The following is a 271-nucleotide window of genomic DNA, read 5'->3' as shown; positions in this document are numbered from 1 at the left end:
AGGCCCACGACGCATGCGTCCAGGCGCAGCGTCGCGGGCGTGGCATCCACCACCGTCGCGACCACGACGGTCGTCGACAGCACGGCGGATGCCACCCCGCCCGACGCCGGGATCACCGCGGGGCCCGTGCACACGCACGGCGTGCCGCAGATCTCGGCGTACCGGGCGACCGACATCGCCCGCACGGTCACGTCGTCGAGCGTGGGGGCGGAGCCGGCGGGCCAGGCCGCCGCGTCGAAGGGCGCCGGGATGCTGGCGCGGAGGGTGGGGA

General features: G+C 76.8%; 1 protein-coding gene. It reads left to right on the top strand.

Translation table 11 applies throughout. From position 1 onward, the window contains the following. Positions 1 to 39: 39 nt before the first annotated feature. Positions 40 to 271, top strand: a 232-nt coding sequence (locus tag KVS71_RS17500; protein WP_217585158.1) for a hypothetical protein, incomplete at its 3' end; no start/stop codon positions are given.

Source organism: Microbacterium sp. GbtcB4 (genome assembly GCF_019091465.1).
In the GTDB taxonomy this organism is placed as follows: domain Bacteria; phylum Actinomycetota; class Actinomycetes; order Actinomycetales; family Microbacteriaceae; genus Microbacterium; species Microbacterium paraoxydans.
The sequence above is the reverse complement of the archived record's forward strand: the minus strand, read 5'-3'. Positions and strand labels throughout refer to the sequence as shown.